Here is a 26642-nt window from a genome sequence, read left to right as displayed (position 1 = left end):
TCAGCTCACAATATCGCTGCGCCGCAACTCTCCCTGCACCTGCAGCATGAAGGGCGGCTCGGTAGGCTTTCCAGCAATCTGCAACGTGCTCATGTTCGACTGGCGGTCATAACTGACGATGGCTTCGCCGCTCGCCCCAGAAAACCTGCTGACAAACTGCAACGGTCTGCCGCCCAACTGCGCGGTGATCCCTGACACATCGACTTTGTCCTGGCCACTGACAAAGTCCTGGACCCGGTCCGGTGCCGCAGCATTGGACTCGTTGATTTTTCCATAGACGAAGGTGTCGTTGCCCTTGCCGCCCCACAGCGTGTCGGCACCTTCAGCGCCGTAGAGCACATCGTTCCCGTCACCACCGCGCAACTGGTTATTCGCTGCGTTGCCCACCAGCCAATCGTTGCCTTTGCCACCCGTGGCATGCTCGATCGTGACGCCATAAGCAATGCAAACGTTGCCTTTAAGGCCACCCACATCGGAAAACGTCCCCGCCTTGAGGCTGATTTTCTGGTCCTGCTCATAACCCGAAAAGTCCAGCGTGTCGGTCCCGCCGCCATCCCAAATAGCAGCGACCATCTTGTCGTTCTTGCTGTGGATACTCAGGAAGTCACGCTGGGTATTGGAGTTGAAACCGTAGGTGGTGTCGTCATTGCGCGTCTTGAGATTGGCGCCATATCGGGACTGGTAAGCCGTTATATCGTCCAATTGTGGCGCCGATGAACGAAAGCCGTCATGCCGCATGTAGGCGGTGCGCTCGCCCCTGTAGCTCATGCCGGTGTGGCTTTGCGAATCTTCGTGGGAGTCGAGTTGGTTGCGCGTGAAGCTGCCGTCATAGCGCCCAGGATGCTGTAACCCCATCGCATGCCCCAGTTCATGGACAATCGTGTGCCGGCCGGCATCGCCAAGGGCTGCGTTGGCAACGCTGTGCTCCTCTGGCGTGTTTACAAACCACACCTCCCCCCCACGGCCACTGCCCGGCAGCACCGCATGGGGGTTACCGCTCTGGGAACGGCCGTTGCGGTCGACCTTTTGCCCATAGTTGCCAATGCTGATATGCCCTTCGCTTTTTGCCGTCCTGGGCCCTTCGCTGAACTTCACGTTCGCCACATCTGCAATCGACTCAAGGCTGCGCCGGGTCTGCTGCCTCTGGTTCTCGAGGATATGGCTGAACCCGGTCTTGTTCTGCCAAACCTGCTTGGGGTCGGCGGGCGGGGCGCGGAACTCGTAGGAAACCAAGCGCGTGCCATCAGCGTTCGTGTCCGGCCAGCCCGAACTGGAACGCCACAGCGACTTGGCCGCATCCCCCGTGGTCTTGGACGCCAGCCCATTGTGCTGGATGCCATTGCCACGATCATCGCGATGGCGAAACTGATCAATCGTCTGGAACAGTGGACTGCCTTGCATTGCGGGGGTCGACATGGCTCTGGCTCCTGGGTCGTTTCAGATCCGAGAGGCACCGTTGCGTGCGCTCTACCGGCCGAACCTTGAAGGAGCCTGGCTGGCTGCGGTATCACGAAAAGTCTGCATTTGTTATGGGAAACAGCGACGCGCAGGCTGGTTGTTTCAAACAAAGACCGTCGTCACCCCGGCAACGGAATCACCCGCAACGGCCTGACCGACTTGTAGGAAAAGCTCGAATAGATTTCCTTCACACACGGCAATGTCTGCAACACCTCCCGGGCAAATTCGCCGAAGGACTCCAGGTCCTTGGCCACCACTTCCAGCAAAAAATCATAGCGCCCGGACACGTTATGGCAGGCGACGATTTCCGGGATGTCCAGCAACCGCTGTTCAAACGCCCGGGCGATTTCCTTGGAGTGGGTGTCCATCATGATGCTGACAAACGCCGTGACCCCATAGCCCAGGGCCTTGGGCGAGAGAATCGCCTGGTAGCCGCCGATCACGCCGCTGTCTTCCAGGTTCTTGATCCGGCGCCAGCACGGCGAGGTGGTCAGGGAAACGCGCTCGGCCAGTTCGGCAACGGTCAGGCGCGCGTTGCCTTGCAGGGCGTTTAACAGGGCTTTGTCGGTACGGTCCAGGCTGCTGGGCATGTCTTGCCTCAAATTGTTATTTTTATGGGACTTCATCCTTCGCCAGCGGTTTTTCTCGGCAAAGTAGGCAACGTTCGGCCTCGGTTATGAGCATAGCATTGTAGGAAATAAGGAGCGTCCGACATGCACAATAAACACAATACATTCGGCTTTTCTACCCGCGCCATTCACTACGGCTACGATGCGCAAGACCATCACGGGGCCCTGGTGCCGCCGATCTACCTGTCGGCGACCTTTGCCTTCCCGACCGCCGAATACGGCGCGGGGTGTTTTGCCGGTGAAGAAAGCGGGCACTTCTACACGCGCATTTCCAACCCGACCCTGGCGCTGCTGGAGTCACGCATGGCCACCCTGGAGGGCGGCGAGGCAGCAGTGGCATTCAGTTCCGGCATGGGCGCGATTGCCGCGACCTTCTGGACCCTGCTGCGCCCCGGCGATGAGGTGATCGTCAGCCAGACCTTGTACGGCTGCACCTTCTCCCTGCTGCACCATGGCATCGGCCAGTTCGGCGTCAAGGTGCGCCATGTCGACCTGTCGGACCTCGACGCCCTGCGCGCCGCACTCTCCCCCGCGACCCGCATGATCTACTGCGAAACCCCGGCCAACCCCAACCTGCAATTGATCGACATTGCCGCCGTGGCCAAGATCGCTCACCAGCAACCCAACATTACTGTGGTCATCGATAACACCTACTGCACCCCGTACCTGCAACGCCCGCTGGAAATGGGCGCCGATGTGGTGGTGCATTCAGCCACCAAGTACCTCAGCGGGCATGGCGATATCACCGCCGGGATCGCCGTCAGCCGCCATGACCTGGCACAACGCATCCGCCTGCAAGGCTTGAAGGACCTGACCGGTGCCGTCCTGTCGCCCCAGGACGCCTTTTTATTGATGCGCGGCCTCAAGACCCTGGCCCTGCGCATGGATCGCCATTGCAGCAATGCCCAGGCCGTGGCCGAAGCCTTGCAGGCGCACCCGGCGGTCGCGTCGGTAACCTACCCCGGCCTGCGCTCCTTCCCACAATACGAGTTGGCGGCGCGGCAGATGAAACTCTCGGGTGGCATGATTGCCTTTGAACTCAAGGGCGGCATCGCCACCGGCAAGCGCTTCATGAACGCGCTCAAGCTGTTCAGCCGCGCGGTCAGCCTGGGCGACGCCGAATCCCTGGCCCAGCACCCGGCGAGCATGACCCATTCCACCTACACCCCAGAGGAACGTGCCCAACACGGAATTGCCGAAGGGCTGGTGCGTTTGTCGGTAGGGCTGGAGGATATTGCAGACCTGCTGGCCGATATCCAGCAGGCGCTGGCGCATTGCGTCAAGCGTGCGCCGGCGAGCAAACCGGCGACCCATTCTGTGTAGGAATGGGGGTCACTTCACCAGCCGGGTTTCCTTCGAAGGCCGGTAGCCGAAGTAGGCGCTGTAGCATTTGCTGAAGTGGCTGGGCGACACGAACCCGCAGGCCACCAGCACATCGACCTGGGACAGTTCGGTGTGCTGCAGCAGGCGCCGGGCCTCGGTGATGCGCAACTCCATGTAATAGCGCTGCGGTGTGGTGCCCAACTGCTCGCGAAACAGGCGCTCCAGCTGGCGCCGCGAACGCCCGGCATACACCGCCAGTTGCTCCAGGGCCAGGGGTTCTTCGAGGTTGGCATCCATCAGGCGCACCACCTCGCGCAGCGGCGCACTGACGCAGATATTTTCAGCGGGCTTGATCCGCCGGTAACGCGACTCCTCGAACGCCAGGATATCTTCGATACCTTCCACCAGCGCCTTGTCGTGCAGGCTCTTGATCCAGTCCAGGGCCATATGGAACGCACCGGATGGGCTGGATGCGCTGAGACGGTCACGATCGATCACATAGGGCTCGCTGCTGACTTCGGTGGCCTTGGCGATTTCCGTCAGGGCCGGGCGATGCTCCGGATGAATGGCACAGCGATAGCCATCCAGCACCCCGGCCTTGCCCAGGAACCACGCCCCGTTCCATAGCCCGGCGAGGATCACGCCCTGCTGCGCGGCGGCCTTGAGCAGTTCGATAAAGCTTTCACCGGCCTTGAGCTGGGTCCGATAGCCACCGCAGATCACCAGCAGGTCGAGCTCAGCCAGCGCGCTGTGCTCAAGGCGCGCGTCCGGGCGAATCACCAGGCCCAGGTCGCTGATCACCTCCTGCTCGTCCAGGCCGAAGGTGCGCGAGGTGAACAGCCCAGGACGCAGCAGGTTGGCGGTGATCAGAGTGTCCAGCGCCTGGGTGAAGGCCGGCAGGGAAAAATGTTCCAACAGCACAAACCCCGCGCGAACCAGGCGTGGGGCCTGGCCCGGGGTTTCGTTCAGGTAGCGCAGGTTCTTGCCTTTCATCCCGCCGCTAAATTGCCGTCTTTCCATGAGTGTTCAACCTGTCTGCGGCGCTGTATGAGGCGCCATCGCCAGCAACAGCTTAGGGCTTGATGTTTTTCAACTGGTTGAGCAATTCGAGCAGTTGCTGCAATTGCTCTTCGCCGAACTGTTCCTGGATCTTCTGGTAGTTGCTTTCCATCCCCGCGCTCATCTCGACGAAGCACTGTTGCCCCTGCTCGGTGAGGTTCACGAACACGCGGCGCTGGTCTTCGCTGGACTTGCGCCGGCGCACGATGCCGTCGCGTTCCAGGCGCGTCAGCACGCCCGTCATGCTCGGCTTGAGGATGCAGGCCAGGTGCGCCAGTTGATGGCTCTCCAGTTCGCCTTGCTGGCGCAGGATCCGAATCACCCGCCACTGCTGTTCGGTCAATTGATGTTCATTGAGCAACGGGCGGAAAAACGCCATGGCGGCTTCACGGGCCTGCAGCAGGGTCAGCGTCAGGGAAGGTCTGGGAGTGGACATGGCTCACGCGCATAAGAGATCGAAGCGTCGAAGCTTAGGGTCGGCTCCACGGGCATGCAAGCCGGCCGCCGCACAAACTCGTTAATCTCGACACGAATTATTTTATGACGATGCAAATTGTCTACCCAGAATAAATATAACATGTTAACAATATGCCACTCCCTTCAGTGATCCGAAGGGCGATACCTACAAAAACAACAAAAGGAATCTGTCATGCATTTGCGCCTCCTTCCCCTGGCGGCCAGCGCGGGCCTGTGCGCTACGTTCAGCCCCCTGAGCGCCTACGCCGAGTTTATCCAGGACAGCAAGGCCAGCCTCGACCTGCGCAACTTCTATATGAACCGTGACTTTCGCCAGACAAACGCGCCGCAGAACAAGGCCGATGAGTGGGCCCAGGGCTTTGTGCTGCGCCTGGAGTCGGGCTACACCGAAGGCCGGGTGGGCTTTGGCGTGGATGCCCTGGGTGAACTGGGGGTCAAGCTCGATTCCAGCCGTGACCGTCGTGGTACCGGCCTGCTGCCGTATGGCGCCAGCCAGCAGCCCGTCGACAACTACAGTGAACTGGGCCTGACGGCCAAGGTGCGAGTGTCGAAAACCGTGCTCAAGGCCGGCACCCTGCAGCCGCAGCTGCCGGTGGCCGCCTACAACGACACCCGGCTCCTGCCCTCGACCTATACCGGCGAGTTGCTCACATCCCAGGACATCGCCGGCCTGACCCTGAACCTGGGCCGCCTGGAAAAACAAAACCTGCGCGATTCTTCCAGCAACGACCAGATGAGCTACGCCGGCGTCGACAGCAGCCACCTGGACCTGGCCGGCGGCACCTATGCAATCACCCCGCAGTTGGCGACGACTTACTACTACGCACAGATGCAGGACATCTACCGCCAGCACTTCATCGGCCTGGTGCACGACCTGCCGCTGGGCAACGGCATGAGCCTGCGCAGCGACCTGCGTTACTTCGATACCCGCGAGCAAGGCAGCCATGATTTGCGTGGCGCATCGCGAGTGGACGGCGGGCGCATCGACAACCGGTTCTTCAACGGCATGCTGAGCCTGTCGACGGGGGCCCACAAGTTTGGCCTGGGCTATCAGAACCTCTCGGGCGACGGCGATTTCGCCTACCCCGGCATGGACCCCTATTCGGTCAACCTGGTAACCATCAACGTCTTCACCAAGGCCCAGACCGATGCCTGGCAGGCGCGTTACGACTACAACTTCGCCGCCCTCGGCCTGCCGGGGCTGACCTTCATGACCCGCTATGTGGATGGCAGCCACGTGCAGACCGCCAGCGTGCGTAATGGCCGCGAATGGGAGCGCGATACCGACCTGACCTACACCGTGCAGAGTGGGCCACTGAAAAACGTCAACGTCAGGCTGCGTAACGCGACCCTGCGTTCGAGCAACGGCCTGACCAGCGATATCGACGAAAGCCGCATCATCGTCGGCTACAGCCTGGCGCTGTGGTGATCAACGCAGGCCTGCCTGGCGCAGGCGGTACTCCCCCGGTGTCATGTGCGCATAGCGCTGGAAGAACCGGCTGAAATAAGCCGGGTCCTTGAACCCCAGCTGATAGCAGATTTCATTGGCTGAACCACCGGTAAACAGCAGCAGGCGCTTGGCTTCCTGCATCAGCCGTTCAAGCACCAGGCGCTTGGACGGCAGGTCGGCAATGCGCCGGCATACGTCATTGAGCCGCGCCTCGGTCACGCCGATTTGTTCGGCGTACGCCGACAGCGGCCAATGCCGCAAATAGTGGTCTTCGATCAGCTCATTGAAGCGGTGGAAGATGCGCAGGTCTTCATGGCGCGCCGGGCGTGCTTGCAGGGAGTTGGCGCACAGGCGCAGCAGGCTGATCATGATCAACCGCGTCAGGCTTTCCAGGGCCGCCGCCCGCCCCGCGCCGGTGCTGTTGATCTCGCCACTCAACTCGTCGAACAGCCAGTCCAGCCGCTTGATCTCGGGCTCGAACTCAGGTGCCAGGCGGGCCAACGCCACGCAGGCGGGTGGGATCTGTGGGCCTGGCGCCAGGCTCGGGTCGGCATCGACCAGCGCCCGCACCCACTGCTGGCGCACGGTCAGTACGTGGCCATCGGCGTCGGCTTCAGTGACAAAGGCATGGGCCACCGTGGGCGGCGTGAGGAAAAACATCGGCCCCGATTCCAGGTACTGCTGATCGTCGAGGTAGACCCGCACGGCGCCGCTCTTGACGTAATGCACCTGGAAGAACCGGTCATGCCGATGCACGGGCATGTTGCGCCCGAAAAAACCCGCCAGGTTGCCGAGCCGATCGTAATGCACGTCGGCATCGCTGTAGCGCTGGTCGTAGACCTGGCCGATGTTGATGTTGGGGATCGGTTTCACAGGCTTCTCTTTAGTGTTTTTTGCACCCGATGATTTTGCCACGCTTGACGGTAGTTAACATATTAATTATAACGTTAACACATTAACGAACTGCCTTTAGAGCAGTCGCCATCGCCAGGAGAAATCCATGAGCCGTACCCTGCATGATGTTGCCAGCGGCACCCTGTTCGGCGTCGCGCTGAACTACCAGGGCTTGCTGAACCAGCGTCTCGCCGAATTCGAGCAGCCGCCGTACCAGAAGCCCCCGGTCAAGCCGGTGCTGTTTATCAAGACCCCCAACACCCGCAACAGCCATGACGGCATCGTGCACCAGCCCCACGGCGAGCGCCTGCAACCGGGCCCGGCCCTGGGCGTGGTGATCGGCAAAAGCGCCAGCCGCGTCAGCGTGGAAAATGCCCTGGAGCATGTGGCGGGCTATGTCATCGTCAATGAGTTCAGCCTGCCGGAAGACAGCTACTACCGCCCCGCCGTCAAAGCCAAGTGCCGCGACGGGTTCTGCGCCCTGGGCCCTGAACTGGTGGCCCGCGAACAGATCGCCAACCCCCATCAGTTGAGCCTCAAGCTGTTGGTCAACGGCGAGTTGCGCCAGCAGAACACCACGGCCAATTTTGTCCGCGACATTCCCCGGCTGATCGCCGAGATCAGCGAATTCATGACCCTGCATGCAGGCGATGTGCTGATCACCGGCACGCCCGAAGGCCGGGTGGATGTGCAGCCCGGCGACACCGTCGAAGTCCAGATCAGCGGCCTGGGCCGCCTGGTCAACCACATCCAGGCCGAGGAACAGCCATGAAGCACGCGCGTATCCGTTTTGAAGGCCAGGTCCATCAGGTCCACGTCGAAGATTTCAATGCTGTGCGCCTGGCCGATGGTCGGTTGCTGGCCGAAGACCAGGTGCAGTGGCTGCCACCGGCCACCGGCAATATGTTCGCCCTGGGCCTGAACTACGCCGACCATGCCGCCGAACTTGCCTTCGCCCCGCCGACCGAGCCGCTGGCATTCATCAAGTCGCCGGGCACCTACACCGGGCACAACCAGATCACCTGGCGCCCGGACAACATCGCCTACATGCACTACGAGTGCGAGTTGGTGGCGGTGATCGGCAAGCCGGCGCGCAACGTCAAGCGCGAGGACGCCCTGGAGTACCTGGCCGGCTACACCGTGTGCAACGACTACGCGATCCGCGACTACCTGGAAAACTACTACCGCCCCAACCTGCGGGTGAAAAACCGCGACGCCACGACCCCGGTCGGCCCGTGGATCGTCGACGTGGCCGATGTGCCGGACCCAGGCAACCTGACCCTGCGCACCTGGATCAACGGTGAGTTGCGCCAGGAAGGCAGCACCCGCGACATGATTTTCGATATCCCCTACCTGATCGAATACCTGTCCAGCTTCATGACCCTGCAACCCGGCGACATGATCGCCACCGGCACCCCCGAAGGCCTGGCCGACGTGGTGCCAGGGGATGAAGTGGTGGTGGAAGTGCAAGGCGTCGGCCGCCTGGTCAACCGAATTGTCAGCGAGGCGGACTTTTTCGCCGCCCGGAAAGAGGCTTGAACCCCATGATCAAACACTGGATCAACGGCCGTGAGGTCGAAAGCAAAGACACCTTCATCAACTACAACCCCGCCACCGGCGAGGCGATTGGCGAAGTGGCCAGCGGTGGCGCCGAAGAAGTCGCCCAGGCCGTGGCTGCGGCCAAGGAAGCCTTCCCCAAGTGGGCCAACACCCCGGCCAAGGAGCGCGCGCGCCTGATGCGCAAGCTCGGTGAGCTGATCGAGCAGAACGTGCCACACCTGGCCGAACTGGAAACCCTGGACACCGGCCTGCCGATCCACCAGACCAAGAACGTGCTGATCCCACGGGCTTCGCACAACTTCGATTTCTTCGCCGAAGTCTGCACGCGCATGGACGGCCACAGCTACCCGGTGGACGACCAGATGCTCAACTACACCCTGTACCAACCGGTAGGTGTGTGCGCGCTGGTATCGCCGTGGAACGTGCCGTTCATGACTGCCACCTGGAAGACCGCACCGTGCCTGGCCCTGGGCAACACGGCGGTACTGAAGATGTCCGAGCTGTCGCCTTTGACTGCCAACGAACTGGGGCGCCTGGCCCTGGAAGCGGGGATTCCCAAGGGCGTGCTCAACGTGATCCAGGGCTACGGCGCCACCGCCGGCGATGCCCTGGTGCGTCACCCGGATGTGCGGGCGATTTCCTTTACCGGCGGCACCGCCACCGGCAAGAAAATCATGCAGACCGCCGGCCTGAAAAAGTACTCCATGGAGCTGGGCGGCAAGTCACCGGTGCTGATTTTTGAAGACGCCGACCTCGAACGGGCCCTGGATGCCGCGCTGTTCACCATCTTCTCGCTGAACGGCGAGCGCTGCACCGCCGGCAGCCGGGTGTTCATCCAGCAGAGCGTGTACCCGCAGTTCGTCGCCGAGTTCGCCGCCCGCGCCAAACGCCTGATTGTCGGTGACCCGCAAGACCCGAACACCCAGGTGGGCTCGATGATCACACAAGCCCACTATGACAAAGTCACCGGTTACATCAAGATTGGCCTCGAAGAAGGCGCCAACCTGGTGGCAGGCGGCCTGGAGCGGCCGGCGAACCTGCCGGCGCACTTGGCACGCGGGCAGTTTATCCAGCCGACCGTGTTCGCCGACGTCAACAACAACATGCGCATCGCCCAGGAAGAAATTTTCGGCCCGGTGGTGTGCCTGATTCCCTTCAAGGACGAAGCCGAGGCCCTGCAACTGGCCAACGATACCGAATATGGCCTGGCGTCCTATATCTGGACCCAGGACATCGGCAAGGCTCATCGCCTGGCCCGTGGCATCGAGGCCGGCATGGTGTTTATCAACAGCCAGAACGTGCGCGACCTGCGTCAGCCGTTCGGCGGGGTAAAGGGCTCGGGGACCGGTCGTGAAGGCGGCCAGTACAGCTTCGAAGTGTTCGCAGAAATCAAGAACGTGTGCATCTCCATGGGCAGCCATCACATCCCGCGCTGGGGCGTGTAACTGTGGAAGCGGGCTTGCCCGCGATGCTCGTCAACGATAACGCTGGCTTTCAGGATTAACGCGCTGACCTTGGGTTTTTCGCGAGCAAGCTCGCTCCTACACAGTCCGTAGCGCACCAACAAGAATAATGAAATCAGGAGAATGATCATGGGTGAAGTAGTCCTGGCGGCGAAAATCTGCCACGTGCCTTCCATGTACCTGTCGGAACTGCCGGGCAAGCACCACGGTTGCCGCGCCGCAGCGATTGCCGGGCACAAGGAAATCGGGCGCCGCGCCCGTGAACTGGGGGCCGACACCGCCGTGGTATTCGACGTGCACTGGCTGGTCAACAGCGGTTACCACGTCAACAGTGGCGAGCGATTCCAGGGCACCTACACCAGCAACGAACTGCCGCACTTCATCAAGAACATGGAGTACGCCTACCCCGGCTGCCCGCAGCTGGGCGAGCTGATTGCCGCCGAAGCCAACCTGGCCGGGGTGCGCACCATGGCCCACAACATCCCGAGCCTGGAGCTGGAATACGGCACCCTGGTGCCCATGCGCTATATGCACATGGACGTGCCCCAGGAGCAGAAATTCAAGGTGATCTCCATCGCCGCCTGGTGCGCCTGGCATCGCCTGGAAGACAGCTTCGCCTTCGGTGCCGCCGTGCGCCGGGCCATCGAGAAGAGTGATCGCAAGGTGCTGGTGCTGGCCTCAGGCTCCCTGTCGCACCGCTTCTCCGACGACCGCGAAGCCGAAGCCAACATCCACAACTGGACCCGCGAGTTCGACAAGCAAGTGGACATGCACGTGGTGCAGATGTGGCGCGAAGGCCGCTTCAAGGAGTTCTGCGCGATGCTCCCGGACTACGCCGAACACTGCTTTGGCGAGGGCAAGATGCACGACACCGCGATGCTCCTGGGTTTGCTCGGCGGGCCTGAGTACAACCGCCCGGCAGAGATCATCACCGAGCCGTTCGGCAGCTCCGGCACTGGCCAGATCAACGCCATTTTCCCGATTTAACACGGTAGGAGCCGGCTTGCCGGCGATCGCGGTGTGCCTGGCACCCACGCGCCTGCAGTCCGGCCGCCATCGCCGGCAAGCCGGCTCCTACAAGGAGAGCAAAATGCCGCATTTCATCGCCGAATACACCGACAACCTCGAACACCAGGCCGACCTGCCGGGGCTGTTTGCAAAGGTCCACCAGGTGCTGGGAGACAGTGGCGTGTTCCCTCTCGGCGGCATCCGCAGCCGCGCGGTGCGCCTGGACACCTGGCGCATGGCCGATGGCAAGCACGACTACGCCTTCGTCCACATGACCCTCAAGGTCGGCCACGGTCGCGACCTGCCTACCCGTCAGGCGGTGGCTGAAACCCTGTTCAGGGTGATCACCGAGCACTTCGCCACCCTGCAGGCACAACGGCTGCTGGCCCTGTCCTTCGAGATGGTCGAGCTGCACCCGCAGTTGAATTTCAAACAGAACAACGTCCACGCGTTTTTAAGCAACCAGGCGGGTTGACCCCGCCTCCCCCAACGGCCTCTCAGACAAAAAGTACAACATCATGAGCACAGCCAATACCGCCCACAGCGTCACCCTTGCCGAGCATGATCGCACCCACAGCACCGTCACCTGGCGCCTGATGCCGTTGCTGCTGATCTGTTACCTGTTTGCCCACCTGGACCGGATCAACATCGGGTTCGCCAAGATGCAGATGAGCAGCGACCTGCACTTCAGCGACACGGTGTATGGCTTCGGTGCCGGCCTGTTCTTTATCGCCTACGCGCTGTTCGGCGTGCCCAGCAATATCGCCCTGGACCGCGTCGGGCCACGGCGCTGGATCGCCTGCCTGATGGTGGTGTGGGGCATCCTGTCCACCAGCATGCTGTGGATCGAAAGTTCCACCGGCTTCTATGTCCTGCGTTTTTTGCTGGGCGTGGCCGAGGCGGGTTTCTTCCCGGGGATCCTGGTGTTTCTCAACCGCTGGTACCCGGCGCGCCGACGCGCGCAGATCACCGCCCTGTTCGCCATCGCCGTGCCCATGGCCGGGGTGATTGGCGGGCCGCTCTCGGGGGCGATCCTGGAAAACTTCCACGACTTTGGCGGCATGCGCGGCTGGCAGTGGATGTTCCTCATCGAAGGCGCCCCCGTGGTGCTGCTGGGCCTGGTGGTGCTCAAGTACCTGCCGGACAGTTTTGAAACGGTGAAGTGGCTGGAACCTGCGCAAAAGCAACAATTGCGCGAGCAACTGAGCACCGAGGAACAGCGCAAGTCCATCACCTCCTTCGGCGGCATCCTGCGCGACCCGCAAGTGTGGCTGCTGGTGGCGATTTACTTTGCGGTGATGCTGGCGGTCAACACCCTGGCGTTCTGGATGCCCACCCTGATCCATGGCGCCGGCATCGGCCGCGACAGCCAGGTCGGCCTGCTGAGCGCCGTGCCGTATCTGGCCGGCTGCTTCTTCATGATCGGCTGCGGGCGCTCTTCGGACCGCAACCGCGAACGCCGCTGGCACTTGTGCGTGCCGCTGCTGATGGCCGCCGCCGGGATTGCCGTGGCCGGCCTGGCACCGGGCAACTCGCTGGTGGTGATGGGCGGCCTGATCGTCGCCGGCATGGGCGCCAGCGCCGCGCTGCCGATGTTCTGGCAACTGCCGCCGGCCTTCCTGTCCAACTGCACCCAGGCGGCCGGGATCGCCATGATCAGCTCGTTTGGCAGCATCGCCTCGTTCCTTGCGCCCTACCTGATCGGCTGGATGCGCGACACCACCCAAAGCGCCAGCCTCGCCCTGTACGTGCTGGCGCTGTTTATCGCCCTTGGCGGCCTGCTGGTGTTGCGCACCAACGCCGCCATCGTCAACCCTCAGTAAGAGACCCTTGTCATGCTCGATCCACAGCTCATCCTGCAAGCCGCTGCCCAACTGGACCATGCCGAACGCAGCCGCGAACAGGTACGCCAGTTTTCCCTCGATCATCCGGCGATCACGATCGAGGACGCCTACGCCATCCAGCGCGCCTGGGTCGCCCAGAAGATCAAGGGCGGGCGCAAGCTGGTCGGGCACAAGATCGGCCTGACCTCGCGGGCGATGCAGGTGTCGTCGAACATCACCGAACCGGACTACGGTGCGCTGCTCGATGACATGCTGTTTGAGGAAGGCACCGACATTCCATTCGAGCGCTTTATCGTGCCACGGGTCGAGGTCGAACTGGCCTTCATCCTCGGCAAGCCGCTCAAGGGCCCCAACTGCACGATTTTCGATGTGCTCGACGCCACCGAGTGGGTGATCCCGGCCCTGGAGATCATCGACGCGCGCATCCAGCAGGTCGACCCGCACACCAAGGCCACGCGCAAGGTGTTCGACACCATCTCCGACAACGCCGCGAATGCCGGCGTGGTCATGGGCGGCCGCGCGGTGCGGCCAACCGAGATCGACCTGCGCAAAGTGCCGGCGGTGCTGTATCGCAACGGCGTGATCGAAGAGTCCGGGGTCTCGGCCGCCGTGCTCAACCACCCGGCCAAGGGCGTGGCGTGGCTGGCGAACAAGCTGGCGCCCTACGACGTCACCTTGCTGCCAGGGCAGATCATCCTCGGCGGCTCGTTTACCCGGCCGGTGGCCGCCAGCCCGGGCGATACCTTCCATGTCGACTACGACATGCTCGGCTCGATTTCCTGCCGCTTCGTCTGACACCTGGAGGACTGATTCATGGACATGCCTGTCAACCGCTTCAAACAGCGGCTCACCTGCGGGGAGCCGCAGATCGGCCTGTGGCTGGGCCTGGCGCACGCGTACTGCGCGGAACTGGCGGCCAATGCCGGTTTCGATTGGCTGCTGATCGACGGCGAACACGCCCCCAACGACTTGCGCGGCATGCTCGGCCAATTGCAGGCCGTGGCGCCCTACGCCAGCGAGGCGGTGATTCGTCCGGTCATTGGCGACACCGCATTGATCAAGCAGGTGCTGGATATCGGCGCGCAAACCTTGTTGGTGCCGATGGTCGAAAGCGCCGCCCAGGCCCGGGAACTGGTGCGCGCCATGCGCTATCCACCCCAGGGCATCCGCGGCGTGGGCAGCGCCCTGGCGCGGGCTTCACGCTGGAACAGCATCGACGGCTACCTGGACCAGGCCGACGCACAGATGTGCCTGCTGGTGCAGATCGAAAGCTTGCAAGGGCTGGCCAACCTCGACGCGATAGCGGCTGTCGAAGGCGTGGATGGCGTGTTTATCGGCCCGGCGGACTTGAGTGCATCCATGGGCCACCGGGGCAATCCGGGGCACCCTGACGTGCAAGCGGCAATCGAAGATGCCATTGCGCGGATCCGCCAGGCGGGCAAGGCGGCGGGGATTCTCAGTGCCGATGAGAAACTCGCCCGGCGGTACATCGAGCTGGGCGCGGGGTTTGTCGCAGTGGGGGTAGATACCACGGTGCTGATGCGTGGGTTGCAGGGATTGGTGGGCAAGTTCAAAGACAAACCCGCGCCAGCGAGCACTGGCGGCGTGTACTAATCACCTTCAAACGCCGCAGGACCCGATGTGGGAGCGGGCTTGCTCGCGAAAGCGGTGTGTCAGTCAATATATTCGGTGACTGAACCACCGCTATCGCGGGCAAGCCCGCTCCCACATTTTTGATGGGTAGGGCTCAACGCCTGATGTTTTTCAGCTCATCCAACAACCCCAGCAAGGTCTGCAACTTTTCCTCCCCAAACTGCTCCTGCAAACGCTGGTAGTTGGCCTCCATGCACTGGCTCATGGACGCAAAACTCGCCCGGCCCTTGTCCGCCAGGGTCACCAGTACCCGTCGCTGATCCTGCTCGGCCTTGCGCCGATGGATCATCCCCGCCGCTTCCATGCGTACCAGCACGCCAGTCATGCTCGGCTTGAGGATGCAGGCCAGTTCCGCCAGTTGGTAAATCTCCAGTTCGTCGTGTTGATTGAGGATGCGGATCACCCGCCATTGCTGCTCGGTCAGGCCGTGTTCGTTCAGCGAGGGGCGGAAAAAACTCATGGCCGCTTCGCGGGCCTGTAACAGGGTGAGGGTCAGGGACTGCCGGGGTTTGAGCATAGAGTCAGGGTCACGTGATATTTAGTTAATGTTTTAACGAAACTCTAACATCCCCGCTCCACGCTCGCGCTATAACTTAAGGGTCGCGCACGTCCATGGCGCGCTGAATCAAAAGCCCCGGCAGGCAGGATCAAGACATTGATCGCGCCAAGGCCCCTAATGAAGACATCTGCTTTAGAGCCTTCCTTCACTTTTCAGGCTGCGCCATGATCACTATTGAAACCCCCACGTATTACACCGCTACCAAGAAGTACAACCTGAGCTTTCCCACCCTGGAACAGGACATCGAGGCCGACGTCGTGGTAATTGGCGGCGGCTTTTCCGGGATCAACACGGCTCTGGAACTGGCAGAAAAGGGCATCACCAATATCGTCGTGCTGGAGGCGCGCTACCTGGGTTTTGGCGGCACCGGGCGCAATGGCGGGCAGATCATGGCCGGCATTGGCCACGACCTCGAGAAGATCAAGCAAGACGTCGGCGAGGACGGCCTGCGCCAGGTGTTCGAGATCAGCGACCTGGGCGCCGACATCATCAAAGACCGGATCGCCAAGTACAACATCGATGCCGACTTTTGCCACGGCTACGGCTATATGGGCTTCAACGCCCGCCAGGAAAAAACCCTGCGGGCCTGGGAAAAAGACTTCAAGTCGATCAACAGCAAGCACGAAATCCGCTTCCTCGGCGGCTCCGACGTGAAGCAGATCATCGGCTCCGACGCCTACGGCAGCGCCCTGCTGCATATGGGCGGCGGGCATGTGCATTCGCTGAACCTGCTGCTGGGCGAAGCCACCGCCCTGGCTGGCCATGGCGTGCGGATCTTCGAGAACAGCCCGGCGCTGGAAGTCCGCTATGGCGAGCGCATCACCGTGCGCACCGGGCGCGGCTCGGTCAGGGCCAGCAAGCTGTTGTGGGCGTGTGACAGTTTTCTCAACAAGCTGGAGCCGGAGCTGCATCGCTCGACCATCAACACCTACGCGTTCCAGATGATGACCGAGCCGTTGAGCGAAGAGCTGATCCAGCGGATAAGCCCGATTCGCGGGGCCTACAGCGATATCCGCCCGGTGATCGACTACTACCGCGTGACCAATGAAAACCGCCTGCTGTTCGGCGCCGCCACGCCATTGGTCGAGCACATTCCCGGCGATTTGAAAGCCTGGAACCGCAAGCTGATGCTGAAGATTTTCCCCTACCTCAAGGACGTGAAGATCGACCTCGCCTGGGGCGGCCCGATGGCCTGCAGCCCCAACCTGTTCCCACAGATCGGCACCTTGCCGGGGCGCAGCAATGCGTTCTTTGTCCAGGGTTACTCGGGCTTTGGCGTCACCCCCAGCCACATCATCTGCAAGGTCCTGGCCGAAGGCATGAGCGAAGGCTCGGCGCGCTATGACCTGGTCAGTTCGATCCACCGCCCGACGATCATCGGCAAGGACGCAATCCGCCCCTTGCTGCTGACCGCCGGCAAATCCTGGCACCAACTGTCCGGTTACTGGAATGGTCGCCGCTAACCCCGTTTTTATCCCTATGGAGCAACTGCCATGACCCTCGTCACCCTCAAGAAAGATATCCAACTGTCTGAACTCGATGCCTGGGGCACCGTTGCCGATCTCGGCAGCGAAATCCTCGCCGGCGAACTCAAGGCCTTCGGCAAAATGACCTTCGGCGCGCCGACCGACCCGGTCAGCAGCGCCTACTTCGGTACCACCCAGGGCAAGTTCCGCATGGTCTACCCCTTTAACGAACAGGCCACCGTGGTCACCGGCGAGGTGCGGCTGACCGACGAGTCCAGCGGCCAAACCACCACCTACAAGGCGGGCGACAGCTGGTTCGTGACCAAGGGCACGCCAGTGCTGTGGGAAGTGCTCAGCGCAAGTTTCGTCAAACATTACTTCGCGGTCGTATGAACGGAGGCCGGTGATGACTCACCCATCTGACTGGATCACCGTCGGCGCCCTCGCCGACGGCTTTGCCCCCCAGGCCTTTATCCTGCCCAACCTGGCGGACCTGGACGGCAAGACGTTCACCCTGCACTTCGCCAATGGCTGGCAGATAGCGCATCGTTTCGCTCAGCAGAGCCTGTCCTGGAGCACCCTGGACGGGCACTCCAGCGGCACGGCGCCCTACCGTGCCACGTCGATCCGCCCGGGCCTGTACCTGGTGGACTTCATCAAGCATGAAGGCGGGCAGGACTGGTCCATCAGCCTGGTGCTCGACACCCACAGTGCCTCGTTCACCGCCGTCATCGGCCGCCTGCCCTCCCCGGCAGACACCGCCGAGGGCCTGTACAGCCGCGCCCTGGCGGGCAAGCCGTTAACCGCGGTGGCCGTGGACTTCCTGCATGGCAGCCTCGACCGCCCGTGGCAGGAAGGGTTGTGCCCCCACACGCCGACACGCGAGTTGGTGGGCCTGCGCAACCAATACCGCTACAGCCCGAGCGAGGTCTACGAGCACCTCTACCTCAACGACCAGTTCTATGCCTGGCAGTGCCTCAAAGGTGTCGAGCAAGGCCTGTGCGACACCGATCGCTGCCATTACTACAAGATTGCCGATGAGCTGTACCTATTTGTCTGGCGCGAAAAAATCATTCCCACCCTGGGCCTGGTGCTGATTGACCTGCAACAGCACCGCAGCGACGGCAAGATCTTCGGCTATGCAGGTTCCTCGTTCGATGCGCTATCGAACTTCCCCATCAGTTCCTATTGCCAGGTGCTCAACCGCACGGAGTATGCCGATGACTGAGCCACGCACGGTGCTGATCACCGGGGCCGGCACCGGTATCGGCGCCGCGTGTGCCCGGCTGTATGCGGGCGAAAAGGCACAACTGGTACTGATCGGCCGGCGTCGCGAACCGCTGGAGCAGGTGGCCGCAGACACCGGCGGGCTGATCCTGGTGGGCGACGCGGCCTGCCCCGTGACCTGGGAAGGGTTCATCACGCAGATCCGCCAGCGCTATGGGCGTCTCGATGTGCTGCTGGCCTGCGCCGGCGGCCATGGCGTGGGCAGTGCCACGCAAACCCCACCGGCCACCTGGGAAGCAGCGTTGCGCAGCAATCTCGACAGCGCCTTCTACAGCGCGCGGGCCTGCCTGCCGCTGTTGCTGGAAAGCGCCGGCAATATTGTGCTGATCGGCTCCATCGCCTCACTAGCGGCAGGCCCCGAGGTGTGCGGCTACACCACCGCCAAACATGCGCTGCTGGGGCTCAACCGCTCGTTGGCCCGGGATTACGGGCCGCGCGGGGTGCGGGTCAATGCGGTGTGTCCGGGCTGGGTGCGCACGCCCATGGCGGATCAGGAAATGCAGCCGTTGATGCAGGCGTATGACGAGAGCCTGCAGCAAGCCTATGCCCGCGTGTGCGCCGATGTACCGCTGCGCCGCCCGGCCAGTGCCGACGAGATCGCCAAGGTCTGTCGCTTCCTGGCATCGGCTGACGCGTCGATCATCACCGGCGCAGCCCTGGTGGCCGACGGCGGTTCAAGCATTGTCGATGTGCCGACACTGGCCTTCGCCCATCTGGAGCCCACTCATGCCCCATGACCTGGACTTCAGCGGCCAAGTGGTTCTGGTCACTGGCGGCGCCCAGGGCATCGGTCGTGGGATTGTCGAAGGGTTTGCCAGGCGCGGCGCCCAGGTGCTGATTGCCGACCGTCAAGTCGCCACGGCCCAGGCCCTGGCTGACGAACTTATAGCCCATGGTTGCCAAGTCGCGGCCGTTGGTATCGACCTGGCGGATGCCAGCGCGGTGTTCGCGCTGATGCAACGCCAGGAACGACTCGACGTACTGGTCCACAACGCCGGGTACTTCCCGCTGACCTGCTTTGAGGACATCACCCCGGCCATTCTCGAACGCACCCTGGCGGTGAATCTCTCGGCCCTGTTCTGGCTGACCCAAGGCGCCCTGCCGATGTTCCGCCGCCAGGGCCACGGCTGTGTACTGGTAACTTCATCAGTGACCGGCCCCAGGGTGGCGTACCCCGGGCTGAGCCACTATGCGGCGTCCAAGGCCGGGGTCAACGGCTTCATTCGCAATGCTGCGCTGGAACTGGCGGGGTTGAATGTACGGGTCAACGGGGTTGAACCGGGCATGATCGCGACACCGGCAATGAGCAACCTGGGAGATGGCCAACTCAACGCCAGTATTGCCAGCCGCGTGCCGTTGGGACGCTTGGGCAGCGCCGCCGATATCGCCGGGGCCATGCTGTTTCTGGCTTCGGGGCTGGCCACCTATATCACCGGGCAAACGCTGGTGGTAGATGGCGGCTCAACCCTGCCGGAAGTCTGAAACCCAACCTGTAGGAGCCGGCTTGCCGGTGATGGCAGTCTGTCAACCGGCTCCTACGTTCAATCTACTGGGCGGGTCAGATCCTGTTCAGGCCATTCGGCTGGAACGAAACGCCTTGGGTGACTGCTCGAACTGCTTCTTGAACGAGCGGCTGAAATGCGCCGAATCGGTAAAACCCCACTTATAGGCAATCGAGGTAATCGATTCGCTACGCAGGAACGGGTTGGTCAAGTCATCGGCGCTGCGCTTGAGCCTTGCGCGCTGGATGTAGCGGCAGACGCTGTCGTCCTGTTCTTCGAACAGCCGATACAAATGGCGTACCGAGATGTTCAAGCGGCTGGCCAGGCCGACGGGGCTCAGGCCAGGCTGGCTGAGGGACTCATCAATGACCTTCTGCACGTAGCTGCGCAGGTTGTTACCTTGCAACGCGCCGGTGTCGTCGCGCGCGTCCTCGTCCTGCTCCAGGGCTGAGCCCAGCAGCGACACAAAGGCACACTGCAACGCCTCGACCTCATCCTCGGCACCTTCGCCGCCCTTGCACAACTGGTCCATCAACACATGCAGCATGCGCCCGCAGGCTTTGCTGGAGGAAATCTTGCCAAAGGTTTTTGCTTGGCTGCCCATCTGCTTGCACACCTGGGCGCGCGGCAACGACAGCGAGATATGTTCGATCAAGCCGAACGGGGTGATTTCAATGGAGCCCACCGAGTCCATCAGCAGCAGTTCGCCAGGGGCCAGTTGTACGCGCTGGCCGTTCTGCACGACCTGCGAATAGCCGCTGCGCTGGCTGACCAAAAAGCAATCCTGGTCATTGTCATGGTCGGGGTTGCTGACCTGGCGCTTGATCAGGCCGGCGTTGGTACGCAGGCTGGCCAGGGGCAACCCGCCGTTTGAAAGCATGGAAAACTCGCCGATAAACAGCGAACGGTTAAAGGCCAGTTCGGTGTCGAAGTGGCCGCACATCGCACGCAAGTCGCGGTTCCAGGTGTCGAGCCCCTGTTGTGCACTCTGTTGGATACCCATGGGTGTCTCCACAATGGCTTATTGTTTTTGTCGGGCAATAGTTAACATGTTATCTATATGCGCGCAACAAGTACCTGTCCACCCTTGTGTTTGCACTAATGATGCCAATCAGAGCGTGCGCAATACACGCTGCAAGCCGAGCAGCGCTGCCAGCAGCACGTCCCGCTGTTCGCGGCTCAGGGCGATGTAGCGGCGAAAGGCCGGCATACGGTTGACCACCTCGCTGCCGCCCATGTGTTCCAGGCGCACGTGCCAGTGCCGGGCGTGCAATTCAATGTGCAGGCGCTTGAAATCCAGGGGCATCAATGCCTGGTGCAAGGCACTGTCCTGTTGCAAGCGCACCTGCAGCTGCCCCAGCAATGCACCCTCGCCCGAGCGTTGCCGGCAGCGGATCCCGGTACGTCGAACGGCCCCGCCATGGTGCAATTCAAAGCGTGCCGCGCCCTCTGTCGAGGCGGGCAGGCACAAGCTGAACTCGGTCATGACCAGGTGCATCAACAGCTGCGATTCGGTGCGCTCGCGGATTTCCAGGTGCAGGCTGCCGTCGTCCAGTGCCGCCCGCGCCAAGGTCGGCGACACCTGCTCGAAACGCGCCAGCCCCAAATTGCGCCGCAGTTGCCCCAGGGTGCGCCCCGGCTGATAGCCCGCTGGCGCCCGTTGTGCGCTGAACAGCTCAGACAGCTTTTGCCGCAGTGCTGACATAGCCGTTGTGAGAGTGACCCGGTTCATTGGCAAACTCCTTGGCCAGCACGTCTTCCACCGACGCCGGCGTGAATGGATTGACCTTCTGCACCACCAGGGTCCAGAACAGCGCATACACCGCAGTGCCGCCCAGCATCACGCCGAACGGGACATAAATATCCGCCGGGTCCATCCCCGGCGGTGTGATAAACCACATCCCCAGCAGGATGCCGGCGCTGGACAGCAGCTGCGGCAGCGGGAACCACGGCGAGCGGTAGGCCCGTGGTAAGTCGGGACGGCGAATGCGCAGGATCACCACCGACACCGTGACCAACAGGTAAGCGAAACTCCACGCACACACCGCCGCCAGCACCAGGTGCATGATGTTGTCGGTGTTGCCGCCCAGGTACAGCGCGTGCAGGCAGGGAATCAGCATCGCCACCAGGATGCACAGCACCGGGGTCTTGAAGCGTGGGTGCAGGTAGGTGAACACCTTGGGCAACGCGCCATCCACCGCCATGCCGTAGAGAATCCTTGGCACGCCGGCCATCAAGGTATTGATGGTGGCGGCGCCGGCAAACAGAAAGCCGATCCCCAGCCACAGCGGCCCGACCTGCCCCATCACCTGCTCGGCAAAGCGTGGAATGGCCATGGGCGTATCCAGCAAATGCACGCCGCTGGCCGCGTCCAGCACTACGTTTTGCACCTGGCGCTTCATGGCCGCACCGTAGATGAACATGCACGTCGCCACCCCCATCAGGCCGAGCATCATCGCCCGCGGCATGACCTTGGCCGACTGGCGCAGGTCCGGCGCCAGCGGGGTGACGAATTCGCAGCCGACAAACATGAACATCGCCATGCCCACCAGGGACAACACCGTCACCAGGTCGCTGCCCACCATGGACTGGCCAAACCAGCCGTCCAGTTGTACCGCTGGCGCGGCGATCAGGCCGAGCACGCCAAACACCATCAAGGTGGTCCACATGCCGAAAGTGAGGATGATCTCGGCGCGGCCAAAGGCACTGACGCCAAACACATTGAGCAGGCCGAACACCAGCACGAAGCCCACCCCCAGCAACCAGGAGCCACCGGCGGATTCGGCCAGGGTATTGAGGTGTTCAAAGTTCACCAGGGCCATGACCCCGGCCAGGATGGTTTCGGCGGTGCCGGCAAACACGTGCACGATCAAATAGGCCGACAAGGTGCCGGTGATCGCAAAAAAACGCCCCATGCCGCAATTGATGTAGTCGTACACCGAGCCGGTGGTGGGCAGTATCGAGGCGGCCTCGGCGAAGGTCGTGGCCTGGGCCAGCATCATCACCACGGCAATCAGCATGGCCAGCGCAAACGCGCTGCCGCCGATGCCAAAGCCCATGGTCGCGGTAAGGATCACCGGGCTTGCCATGATCAGGCCAATGGTGCTGGCCAATGCGGTGGGGAAACCCACCGTACCCCGGTTCAGGTGCGCGGTGAGTCTGTCATTGATCGACATGGTGCAGATCCTCGAAAGGGATTTTTTAGAAGTGTTTGCACTGTGCGCCCCGCCCAACCTGATCGTCTTGCCCCTGGCTGCCGCCGGTTTTGTTGCTCCCTGCCAGGGCCTGCGGCCTGGCGGCCAGGATCAATTGCCTGGCACGCAGGTGAAAGACTTGCGCCGCCGACGCTCGCCCTAATGCGCCCTCAACTTAACTCTTGGGGACTATAACAATGGAGCACACACTAAAAACCCGCCACCTGCGCCCGGCTGTCGGCCTGGGTCTTGCGCTGTTGATCGGCCAACCGGCGGCCCAGGCGATTGAACTGTATGCCGACGACGACACCACCGTCACCGGCAACTTCCTGGCCGTTTACGGCATGTTCAATAGCCGCAAGAACTACGAAGGCAGCCAGGGCGGTTCGACCTGGCGTGAAGGCTTCATCAAGTACGGCTTGAGCATCGACCAGACCCTGGCTGGCCTGGGCAGTGTGTACGGCACCGCCAACCTGGTGAGCTCCGGCACCTGGGGCGATGGCGATGCCTCCCGCGTGACCGACGGCAGCGAGCGCACCACCAAGTTCGAGGAAGCCTTTGCCGGCTGGCGCTCCGGGGACCTGTTGCCAGCACTGGGCAAGGATGGCCTGGACCTGTCGTACGGGCGCCAGATCATTACCGTGGGCGACGGCTTTATCATCAACGACGACGGCCCGAACCTGGGCAATGGCGTGGCCGACGGTCAGTTCGACCGTGGCGGTGCCTATTACATCGCGGCCCGGCATGCCTTCGACAAGGCAGCCGTGGTACGCCTGGGCGGCAAGGACGGCCTGCATGGCAGCCTGATGTGGATCGAGTCCGACAACCGCGCCCAGGCCCTGACCGAAATGGCCATCGGCACCTTGGAGTACAGCGCTGCGCCAGGCACCCTGGGCCTGACCTACCTGCATGGCATCGATGTGGATGAGCGCTTTGCCAACGACCTGCAAAAGCAACGCAAGGGCATGAATCTCTACAGCCTGCGCGGCACCGGCAACGCCGGGATCGACAACGCGCACTTCTCGTTCGAGTACGCCTGGCAAGACAAGGACCCCGGCCCGGAAAAAGCCTGGTACGCCGAGGCCGGCTATACCTTCGCCGACCTGCCCTGGTCGCCGGACCTGACCTACCGTTATGCGCGCTACTCGAAAAACTGGGACGCGCTGTTCGCTGGCTTCAATCGAGGGTTTGGCACCTGGGTCCAGGGCGAAGTGGCGGGCAACTACTCCGGGCCCTACAACAGCAACACCTCGGTGCAGCACGTGGCGCTCAAGGTCAAGCCGCTGGACAACCTGACCCTCGGCGCGCTGTTCTTCGACTACCAGACCGTCAGCAAGCGCAACATGCTCGACCTCGATGGCCGCGAGCTGGACCTGTATGCCGAATGGGCGGTGAACGAGCACCTGATCATCACGCCATTGATTGGCCTGTACCAACCGGACAAGGACCAGGACACCGGCGGCAACCAGGTCGGTGGCAACGGCACCAACGTCTATAGCCAGTTGGTGGTGGCGGTGCCGTTCTAAGACCTGGGTTGCCCCTGAACCACCGCACTTCCCCTGTAGGAGCGGGCTTGCCCACGATAGCGGTAGTTCATCCGCCGAATGTATCGACTGACACTCAGCCATCGCGGGCAAGCCCGCTCCTACAGGGGATCCGCGCTTAACTGAATGGCATAAGGCCGGCCCGCTCCCACAGGGGCATGGCAGCCACAGACATACGCCCCGGCAGGCACAGTCAAGCTCTAGCTACCCGCGTTGGTTAGCCTCGGGTTTTCCTTTCTGATCAGGAACACCCCCATGAGCGATATCACGCTGCTGCCCGCCGTCGAAGCCTTCTTGCGTCGAGACCACGGCCTGTTTATCGACGGTGGCTACGTCCCCAGCCAGTCCAGTCAGACCCTGGAGGTGATCAACCCAGCCACCGGCCAGGCCATCGCCACGGTCGCCGATGCGCAAGCCAGTGATATCGAGCGGGCCGTGGCCTCGGCGCGGCGCGGCTTCAAACAGTGGTCGCAGACCGCTCCGGCGGTCCGTGGCAATGTGCTGCTCAAACTCGCCGACCTGCTGGAGCGCAACCGCGAGGAACTGGCGCAGATCGAGACCTGCCAGTCAGGCAAGATCATCCAGATTTCCCGCGCCTTTGAAGTGGACCAGGCCGCGCATTTTTTGCGTTATTACGCGGGCTGGGCAACCAAGATCAGCGGCCAGACCCTCACCCCGTCACTGCCCTCGTTTGCCGGCGAGCGCTACAGCGCCTTCACCCTGCGCGAACCGGTGGGCGTGGTGGTGGGCATCGTGCCGTGGAATTTCTCGACCATGATCGCCATCTGGAAACTCGCCTCGGCCCTGGTGACCGGTTGCAGCATCATCATCAAGCCCAGCGAATTCACGCCGCTGACCCTGCTGCGCATTGCCGAACTGGCGGTGCAAGCCGGCCTGCCCGCTGGGGTACTGAACGTGCTGACCGGCGGCGGCCAGGTGGGCAAGGGGCTGATCGAACACCCAGGCACTGACAAGGTGTCGTTCACCGGCTCGGTGCCCACCGGCATTGCGGTCGGCCGCGCGGCCATGGGCGCCGGCCTGACGCGCGCGACCCTGGAGTTGGGTGGCAAGAACGCGGCGGCGTTCCTGCGCGATGTGAAGCTGGAAACCGCCGTCAACGGCATTATCGAAGCGGGTTTCCTGCACTCGGGGCAAATCTGCGCGGCGGCCGAGCGGTTTTTCGTCCACCGCTCGCAGATCAACCCGGTCATGGAAGCCCTGGCCCAGCGTTTGAGCCGCCTGAATATCGGCTCGCCACTGGATGAGCGCACCGAGTTTGGCCCGGTTACCCATCGCCAGCACCAATTGAAGCTGGAAGGTTTTTTTGCCACCGCCCGCGCCGAAAACAACACGATCATCCACGGCGGCCAACCGATGGAGCGGCCCGGTTGCTATGTGCAACCCACGATCATTCTCGCCAACAGCATCAACGACACGCTGCTTACCGAAGAAACCTTCGGCCCCATCGCCACGTTCCTGCCCTACGACGACGAGGACGAGTTGCTGGCGTTGATGAACCACACCGCCAGCGGCCTCAGCGCCAGCCTGTGGACCAACGACCTGGGCAAGGCCCTGCGCATGGTCCCGGCGATCAACGCCGGCACGGTGTGGGTGAACATGCACACCCTGCTCGACCCCGCCGTGCCGTTCGGTGGCAACAAGTCCTCGGGGATTGGCCGGGAGTTCGGCAGCGCCTTTATCGAGGACTACACCGAGCTCAAGTCGGTGATGATGCGTTACTGATCACTGCGGGATCAGCGCCTCCGCCTCGATCTCGATCAACCATTCAGGCAGCGACAAGCCGCTGACGATGATCCACGACGAGGGCGGCGGGTTTTCGGGAAACCGCTCGCGCAACGCGGCAGCGATAGGCTCCTGCTGATCGCGGGCGGACTCGACGATATACAGGCGCAGCATGATCACATGGGACAGATCGCCCTCGGCCGCCGCCAGGACTTTTTCGATATTGTCCAGGGCGGTCGCGGTCTGTTCGGCGATGCCAGGGCCGACGGTGCGCTCGTCAGCGTCCACGCCCACCTGGCCGGACAGCAGAATTCGCCGACCATCGCGCACTTCCATGGCCTGGCTGAAACCGTATTGCAGGGAGTTGAAGACGGTCGGAGGGTTGAGGGTTTTTCGCTGCATGACGACTCCTTGTTATCTGTAGGAAACAAGGCTACCCCAAGGGTTTTGCCAACTCCTGGAGAAACTGCACATTTCAACATCCAGAAACAGAACGCCTTGCAATCAACCGTGCAAGGGCCGCGCCCAG

28 protein-coding genes are annotated in these 26642 nt (G+C 62.5%); 18 read left to right on the top strand and 10 right to left on the bottom strand.

Going from position 1 to position 26642, the window contains the following annotated elements; genetic code table 11:
- Together ACO77H_RS10310 and ACO77H_RS10305 are read right to left on the bottom strand one after the other, a co-directional pair.
- Positions 1-1416, bottom strand: a complete 1416-nt coding sequence (locus ACO77H_RS10310; RefSeq protein WP_432755401.1) for a M10 family metallopeptidase C-terminal domain-containing protein — start codon at positions 1414-1416, stop codon at positions 1-3.
- Positions 1417-1577: 161 nt separating this feature from the next.
- Complete coding sequence (locus tag ACO77H_RS10305; protein ID WP_169956871.1) at positions 1578-2048, bottom strand: Lrp/AsnC family transcriptional regulator; 471 nt, start codon at positions 2046-2048, stop codon at positions 1578-1580.
- Between the two features lie 123 nt (positions 2049-2171).
- Between ACO77H_RS10305 and ACO77H_RS10300 the strand changes: the two genes are divergently transcribed.
- A complete protein-coding gene (locus tag ACO77H_RS10300) occupies positions 2172-3410 on the top strand; it encodes a methionine gamma-lyase (RefSeq protein ID WP_170057859.1) in 1239 nt (412 codons plus the stop codon).
- Between the two features lie 9 nt (positions 3411-3419).
- Here ACO77H_RS10300 and ACO77H_RS10295 read toward each other — a convergent pair whose 3' ends face one another.
- Together ACO77H_RS10295 and hpaR (ACO77H_RS10290) are read right to left on the bottom strand one after the other, a co-directional pair.
- A complete protein-coding gene (locus ACO77H_RS10295) occupies positions 3420-4430 on the bottom strand; it encodes a GlxA family transcriptional regulator (protein WP_432755400.1) in 1011 nt (336 codons plus the stop codon).
- Between the two features lie 52 nt (positions 4431-4482).
- Entirely contained in the window at positions 4483-4905 is a 423-nt protein-coding gene (gene hpaR, locus ACO77H_RS10290) for a homoprotocatechuate degradation operon regulator HpaR (protein WP_169956874.1), read from the bottom strand.
- A gap of 213 nt (positions 4906-5118) precedes the next feature.
- Here hpaR (ACO77H_RS10290) and ACO77H_RS10285 point away from each other — a divergent pair, with 213 nt between their 5' ends.
- Positions 5119-6375, top strand: a complete 1257-nt coding sequence (locus ACO77H_RS10285; RefSeq protein ID WP_170043517.1) for an OprD family porin — start codon at positions 5119-5121, stop codon at positions 6373-6375.
- Here the strand turns inward: ACO77H_RS10285 and hpaA are convergent, their stop codons facing one another.
- Complete coding sequence (gene hpaA / locus ACO77H_RS10280; protein WP_169956876.1) at positions 6376-7269, bottom strand: 4-hydroxyphenylacetate catabolism regulatory protein HpaA; 894 nt, start codon at positions 7267-7269, stop codon at positions 6376-6378.
- 127 nt (positions 7270-7396) lie between these two features.
- Between hpaA and ACO77H_RS10275 the strand changes: the two genes are divergently transcribed.
- The 8 genes from ACO77H_RS10275 to hpaI all read left to right on the top strand — a co-directional run bounded on the left by ACO77H_RS10275 (position 7397) and on the right by hpaI (position 14779).
- The gene (locus ACO77H_RS10275) at positions 7397-8062 is read left to right on the top strand and encodes a fumarylacetoacetate hydrolase family protein (RefSeq protein WP_169956878.1); all 666 of its coding nucleotides are present in this window, start codon (positions 7397-7399) and stop codon (positions 8060-8062) included.
- On the top strand, positions 8059-8829 hold the full coding sequence (locus ACO77H_RS10270; protein ID WP_432755399.1) for a fumarylacetoacetate hydrolase family protein: 771 nt from the start codon (positions 8059-8061) through the stop codon (positions 8827-8829). Before ACO77H_RS10275 ends, ACO77H_RS10270 begins: the two co-directional genes overlap by 4 nt.
- Before the next feature lie 5 nt (positions 8830-8834).
- Positions 8835-10295 (top strand): 5-carboxymethyl-2-hydroxymuconate semialdehyde dehydrogenase, encoded by a 1461-nt coding sequence (gene hpaE, locus ACO77H_RS10265; protein ID WP_169956881.1) that lies wholly within the window; start codon positions 8835-8837, stop codon positions 10293-10295.
- Positions 10296-10442: 147 nt separating this feature from the next.
- On the top strand, positions 10443-11300 hold the full coding sequence (gene hpaD, locus ACO77H_RS10260) for a 3,4-dihydroxyphenylacetate 2,3-dioxygenase (RefSeq protein ID WP_169956882.1): 858 nt from the start codon (positions 10443-10445) through the stop codon (positions 11298-11300).
- Between the two features lie 103 nt (positions 11301-11403).
- Complete coding sequence (locus tag ACO77H_RS10255; protein WP_170043547.1) at positions 11404-11796, top strand: 5-carboxymethyl-2-hydroxymuconate isomerase; 393 nt, start codon at positions 11404-11406, stop codon at positions 11794-11796.
- A 43-nt stretch (positions 11797-11839) separates the two neighbouring features.
- Positions 11840-13144, top strand: coding sequence for an MFS transporter (locus tag ACO77H_RS10250; protein WP_432755398.1), 1305 nt, complete (start codon positions 11840-11842; stop codon positions 13142-13144).
- A gap of 12 nt (positions 13145-13156) precedes the next feature.
- Positions 13157-13960, top strand: coding sequence for a 2-oxo-hept-4-ene-1,7-dioate hydratase (gene hpaH / locus ACO77H_RS10245; RefSeq protein WP_169864354.1), 804 nt, complete (start codon positions 13157-13159; stop codon positions 13958-13960).
- 18 nt (positions 13961-13978) lie between these two features.
- Positions 13979-14779, top strand: coding sequence for a 4-hydroxy-2-oxoheptanedioate aldolase (gene hpaI / locus ACO77H_RS10240; protein WP_169956107.1), 801 nt, complete (start codon positions 13979-13981; stop codon positions 14777-14779).
- Between the two features lie 133 nt (positions 14780-14912).
- Here hpaI and hpaR (ACO77H_RS10235) read toward each other — a convergent pair whose 3' ends face one another.
- Positions 14913-15335: a homoprotocatechuate degradation operon regulator HpaR gene (gene hpaR / locus ACO77H_RS10235; RefSeq protein ID WP_170057856.1), complete on the bottom strand. Its 423-nt coding sequence runs from the start codon at positions 15333-15335 to the stop codon at positions 14913-14915.
- A 206-nt stretch (positions 15336-15541) separates the two neighbouring features.
- On the opposite strand from hpaR (ACO77H_RS10235), the gene ACO77H_RS10230 reads away from it, so the two are divergent.
- Genes ACO77H_RS10230 through ACO77H_RS10210 form a run of 5 tightly spaced genes read left to right on the top strand, consistent with a single transcriptional unit; the run spans position 15542 to position 19612 of the window.
- The gene (locus ACO77H_RS10230) at positions 15542-16840 is read left to right on the top strand and encodes an NAD(P)/FAD-dependent oxidoreductase (RefSeq protein ID WP_170057855.1); all 1299 of its coding nucleotides are present in this window, start codon (positions 15542-15544) and stop codon (positions 16838-16840) included.
- Positions 16841-16870: 30 nt separating this feature from the next.
- A complete protein-coding gene (locus ACO77H_RS10225) occupies positions 16871-17236 on the top strand; it encodes a cupin domain-containing protein (protein WP_169956103.1) in 366 nt (121 codons plus the stop codon).
- A 13-nt stretch (positions 17237-17249) separates the two neighbouring features.
- Positions 17250-18071 (top strand): molybdenum cofactor biosynthesis F family protein, encoded by an 822-nt coding sequence (locus ACO77H_RS10220; protein ID WP_432755397.1) that lies wholly within the window; start codon positions 17250-17252, stop codon positions 18069-18071.
- Positions 18064-18867: an SDR family NAD(P)-dependent oxidoreductase gene (locus tag ACO77H_RS10215; RefSeq protein ID WP_432755396.1), complete on the top strand. Its 804-nt coding sequence runs from the start codon at positions 18064-18066 to the stop codon at positions 18865-18867. The genes ACO77H_RS10220 and ACO77H_RS10215 overlap by 8 nt, the downstream gene beginning before the upstream one ends.
- A complete protein-coding gene (locus tag ACO77H_RS10210; protein WP_169956097.1) occupies positions 18857-19612 on the top strand; it encodes an SDR family oxidoreductase in 756 nt (251 codons plus the stop codon). Before ACO77H_RS10215 ends, ACO77H_RS10210 begins: the two co-directional genes overlap by 11 nt.
- Before the next feature lie 87 nt (positions 19613-19699).
- Here ACO77H_RS10210 and feaR read toward each other — a convergent pair whose 3' ends face one another.
- The 3 genes from feaR to ACO77H_RS10195 form a co-directional block, all read right to left on the bottom strand.
- Positions 19700-20635 (bottom strand): transcriptional regulator FeaR, encoded by a 936-nt coding sequence (gene feaR, locus ACO77H_RS10205; protein ID WP_169956095.1) that lies wholly within the window; start codon positions 20633-20635, stop codon positions 19700-19702.
- Between the two features lie 108 nt (positions 20636-20743).
- Positions 20744-21364: a DUF3156 family protein gene (locus ACO77H_RS10200; protein ID WP_170043510.1), complete on the bottom strand. Its 621-nt coding sequence runs from the start codon at positions 21362-21364 to the stop codon at positions 20744-20746.
- A complete protein-coding gene (locus ACO77H_RS10195) occupies positions 21309-22808 on the bottom strand; it encodes an APC family permease (RefSeq protein ID WP_170043509.1) in 1500 nt (499 codons plus the stop codon). The genes ACO77H_RS10200 and ACO77H_RS10195 overlap by 56 nt, the downstream gene beginning before the upstream one ends.
- Here ACO77H_RS10195 and ACO77H_RS10190 point away from each other — a divergent pair.
- From ACO77H_RS10190 to ACO77H_RS10180, 3 genes are all read left to right on the top strand, one after another.
- The gene (locus ACO77H_RS10190; RefSeq protein WP_346266499.1) at positions 22786-22989 is read left to right on the top strand and encodes a hypothetical protein; all 204 of its coding nucleotides are present in this window, start codon (positions 22786-22788) and stop codon (positions 22987-22989) included. The genes ACO77H_RS10195 and ACO77H_RS10190 overlap by 23 nt on opposite strands.
- Before the next feature lie 34 nt (positions 22990-23023).
- Positions 23024-24352 (top strand): alginate export family protein, encoded by a 1329-nt coding sequence (locus ACO77H_RS10185; protein ID WP_169956088.1) that lies wholly within the window; start codon positions 23024-23026, stop codon positions 24350-24352.
- Positions 24353-24625: 273 nt separating this feature from the next.
- Positions 24626-26113 carry an aldehyde dehydrogenase family protein gene (locus ACO77H_RS10180; RefSeq protein ID WP_432755395.1) on the top strand — a complete coding sequence of 496 codons (1488 nt, stop codon included), beginning with the start codon at positions 24626-24628 and terminating at the stop codon, positions 26111-26113.
- Here the strand turns inward: ACO77H_RS10180 and ACO77H_RS10175 are convergent, their stop codons facing one another.
- Positions 26114-26515 (bottom strand): RidA family protein, encoded by a 402-nt coding sequence (locus ACO77H_RS10175; RefSeq protein WP_169956084.1) that lies wholly within the window; start codon positions 26513-26515, stop codon positions 26114-26116.
- Between the last annotated feature and the right edge of the window lie 127 nt (positions 26516-26642).

This window comes from Pseudomonas sp. WMBT8 (genome assembly GCF_050916005.1).
Classification (GTDB): domain Bacteria; phylum Pseudomonadota; class Gammaproteobacteria; order Pseudomonadales; family Pseudomonadaceae; genus Aquipseudomonas.
The sequence above is the reverse complement of the archived record's forward strand: the minus strand, read 5'-3'. Positions and strand labels throughout refer to the sequence as shown.